The following is a 4,032-nucleotide window of genomic DNA, read 5'->3' on the forward strand; positions in this document are numbered from 1 at the left end:
TGATTACCTCAGGTTATATTTTTGATTAGACACCTAAATCATAACACGAGGTCACTATGGATTTTTATCTGTTCAATTTCATTTTACAATTAACCGACATTATTTTTTTACAAAAAAAGAGCATAAAACAAAAAAATCCGTTACAATTAAAGTTCCCACAACTAAAAAGAAAGGATTGATGTTTTATGCTCAAAGAAAATTATACTATAGAATTATTAAATTTAAAAGGATTTAACGTAATAAGGACAGCTGGCAATGTAATTACTATCTGTCTACCGGTGAAACCGCATATATGCCCACAGTGTAAGAATGAAACAAAGAAGATACATGATTATAGATTACAAAAAGTTAAACATTTGCCTGTAGCACATACAAGCTACACTATTTTAATAAAAAAACGTCGTTACAGGTGTCCTCACTGTAATAAGCGATTTTATGAGAAAAATAGCTTATTGTCTAAATATAAGTCTATATCCACAGATTTGAGAAAAAGTGTTTTGTATTATGCCAGTAAATTATTTAATACAAAGCAAATTGCAGACATTTGTAATCTCTCATATTCTACCGTGGTGAGAATAATTGATTCCATAGTTATTCCCAAATCAACTGTTTTCCCGGATGTTATTTCCATAGATGAATTTAAGGGAAATACGGGTGGTTATAAATTCCAATGTGTGCTTACTGATCCAATAAAGAAAAAAATTATTGAGGTGCTTCCTAATAAAAATAGTGAAGATATATATGGACATTTGGCTAATAACGACATAAAAGATAGACTTAAGGTAAACTACGTAATAATGGATATGAGCAACCAATTCCGTAGTATAATGACTAATTGTTTCCCTAACGCTAAGGTAATAGCAGATAAGTTTCATGTATTGAAACTAGCAAACTGGGCAATGGAACATATTCGTAAACAAGAGCAAAAACGTTTTACAGATACAAGGCGTCGATACTTCAAAAAAAGCAGATTTATTTTACTGAAAAGGAGGCATATGCTTAAGAAAAATAAAAAAACACAATTATCCCAAATGCTCAGCATATCTACTTTACTAAAAAAAGCTTATATATTAAAAGAGCTATTTTAATAGGCTATATAAATAACTATACTGAAGGCTATAATAATAGGATTAAGGTTTTAAAAAGAATATGTTTCGGTGTCAGGAACTTTAAGAGATTCCGTACTAGATTGATGTTTATTGCTAATTGTAAAAAAGCAGCAGGATAATTTTCCTACTGCTCTTGTACTACCTTGAATTTTTCATAACCCCAACCATTGACGATAAAACGTTATTTGGCTTTGCATTCATCACATTCTTCTCTGCTTGATGGTCGTGTAGTAGTTTTTACCCAATCAGGATTACTTGGTGAATAGTTATTCTTGGAGCAACTGATTTCCCAATGATATGTATCGCTATCCTTTTTGTAATAATACGGAGACTTCGGAGTAGACACATGTAACACCTCCCTCTTTTGTTTATTGAGTTTAAGAAAACCCTATCTATAATATTACTATTTTTTTCCATAAAAAACAACTAAATTTCCAATGTTTTGTACAAAATGCACAAATGAAAGGAGGTTCATTTGTTGCAGAAAAATATTAAACGTCGGACGGTTGCCCTATCCGTTAATGCCACAAAGCTGACGGACCGGACGTTAGCGAGACAGCATTCCGGCGGATACAAAAGGATCATCAGAAGGACAAATCACGCAGGACAGACAGAGCGTAAAAGAGCTGATGAACCATGGTGTTTATACAAACAGTATTGACCTATCCGTGGATACGAAGCTTTTTGACCGTATGGCCGGAAATACAATGTAGATTATGCTTTTCATAAAACCAGACCGGACAAATATTTATTATTTTCCAAAGAACCGGACAGGTAGACGCAATTTCCACCTGTTTTGGCAAATATACAAAGCTGGTGCTGAATAGGGGCAGAAGCCCACCGCCCCTCTATTCTGAAACGACTTAAAAACTTTGCTGACAGGGAACGTACCAAACCGAGCCAAAAGGAATGAACGATAAAATCCGTAAATATACGATTCCCAACATTCCCTATCTGTTCGTGCTGTGGTTCTTTCTAAAGCTCGGCATTACCTAACACCTTGCGGCAAGTGCAGACTTCGGAAATAAGTTGGTTGGCATGATAAAAACCATAAGCTCGGCGTTTACTTCCTTTACACCGGACTTTGTGCCATCCGATTAGTTCATTGACTTTGCCGTGGTTGTCTTGCCCCGGCTAGTGGTATTGGTATAAGGTAAAAAGAGCAAAAAAGTTTCGTAGAGATGTAGAATATGATTCGATTCAGTGGGGAACAGTAAAGGACATTAAATCGTTTGTAGACACCGTTTCCAAGAACAACGTCATTCTCTTACCATGAACACCTGCTCTAGTTCTATACTAAATGTTGGGGTAAGCAAAAATTCAAGCTTACTCTGACATTATTTTTTTACAAAAAAAGAGCATAAAACAAAAAAATCCGTTACAATTGTCGTGGTATAGTGAAGTTGTAACATCTCTGTCTAATAGATTACAATAAATCTATAAAAGAAAGAGAGAGAAAAATGACACATTACGAAGAAGAATTCAAGAAAAAAGTCGTTCGCCTGCATTTAGAAGAGGGAAGGACGTTAAAAAGTTTAGCCGATGAGTATGGTGCATCAAAAGCAGCTATTTCTAAATGGATAAGAACCTATCGCGAAGAATGCCAAATAAACCCAAACAGTAAAAATGAATACGACTATATGAAAGAAAACCTCAAACTCAGAAAACAGCTGGAAGAAACAGAAAAGGAAAATCGCTTCTTAAAAAAAGTCGCGGCATTCTTTGCGAAGGAAATCGAGTAAGAGTTTATCGATTTATTCAACATTATCATTTTGAATTTGGGCTTAGATGGCTGCTGAGAAAATTTAAGCTAAGTCCAAATGCCTACTACAATTTCAAGAAAGATAAAAAAAGTAAATATCGTCGTAAAAAAAGTGCTATTGAGGATAAAATTGTCCAACTATACCATGATACGGAGGGTGTAATCGGACACCGCATGATGCGTGTATTTTTAGAACACGAAGCTATAAAATTAAGTAAAACAACAATCCATAAATATATGAATAAAGAATTAGGTTTAAAATCGGTCGTAAGGCGTAAAAGGCCGGGATATGTAAGAGGTCATGCCCATAAAATTTTTCCAAATCTACTCAACCAGGATTTTACTGCTAACAATAAGAATACCAAATGGTGTACTGATTTTACCTACCTGTTTTTGACAGATGGCAGCAAGTACTATAATTGCTCCATAATAGATCTTTATGATCGCAGTGTTGTCGCAAGTATTAACGGGAAAGAAATAACCAGTGACCTTGCCATTCGTGCCGTAAAAAAAGCAATTGCTTCCCAACCGACTATAAAAAATAAATTACTACTCCATAGTGATCAAGGGTCGCAATTTACTTCGAAAGAATTTGTTGAGTTCTGCAAGTCGATAAAGATTACACAAAGTATGAGTAAAGCTGGTTATCCCTATGATAATGCCCCAATGGAAAGATATTATAATACATTAAAAAATGAAAAATTTAATTTACACTATTATCATTCAGAGAAAGAATTGGATCAAGCCGTTAATGATTTTGCTTATGTTTGGTATAACCACATGAGGCCCCATTCCTATAACCATAACATGACTCCATTTGAAGCGAGATTTAAGAGTGAAAAAAGTAGTCTAAAGTGTTACAAAAATGCTTGACCATTACAAATTAAAGTCTCTACACTAAAAAGAAAGGATTGATATTTTATGCTCAAAGAAAATTATACTATAGAATTATTAAATTGGTTAATTGTAAAATGAAATTGAACAGATAAAAATCCATAGTGACCTCGTGTTATGATTTAGGTATCTAATCAAAAATATAACCTGAGGTAATCACTATGGACTACAACGTAAGCGCAAAATAAAACAGTGGCTGTAAAATATACCCTAAACATGAGATAATTCCTTTAGAGTTTTCAGAGCAGGTCGAAAAACTCGAAAAAA

General features: G+C 34.1%; 3 protein-coding genes. 2 read left to right on the forward strand and 1 reads right to left on the reverse strand.

Features of this window, described 5'->3' with window-relative positions:
- Positions 1-185 precede the first annotated feature (185 nt).
- Positions 186-1,088 (forward strand): ISL3 family transposase, encoded by a 903-nt coding sequence (locus tag EDC37_RS12110; RefSeq protein ID WP_132551718.1) that lies wholly within the window; start codon positions 186-188, stop codon positions 1,086-1,088.
- A gap of 202 nt (positions 1,089-1,290) precedes the next feature.
- Here EDC37_RS12110 and EDC37_RS12340 read toward each other — a convergent pair whose 3' ends face one another.
- On the reverse strand, positions 1,291-1,455 hold the full coding sequence (locus EDC37_RS12340) for a hypothetical protein (protein ID WP_165874523.1): 165 nt from the start codon (positions 1,453-1,455) through the stop codon (positions 1,291-1,293).
- A 1,114-nt stretch (positions 1,456-2,569) separates the two neighbouring features.
- Between EDC37_RS12340 and EDC37_RS12130 the strand changes: the two genes are divergently transcribed.
- Positions 2,570-3,744 (forward strand): IS3 family transposase gene (locus tag EDC37_RS12130; protein ID WP_132551720.1). Its coding sequence is split into 2 segments (ribosomal slippage): positions 2,570-2,804 and positions 2,804-3,744, totalling 1,176 coding nucleotides; the frame shifts between segments, so codons are not numbered across the junction.
- The last annotated feature ends 288 nt before the right edge of the window (positions 3,745-4,032 follow it).

The sequence above is a fragment of the Pectinatus cerevisiiphilus genome, assembly GCF_004341685.1.
Taxonomy (GTDB): Bacteria; Bacillota; Negativicutes; order Selenomonadales; family Selenomonadaceae; genus Pectinatus; species Pectinatus cerevisiiphilus.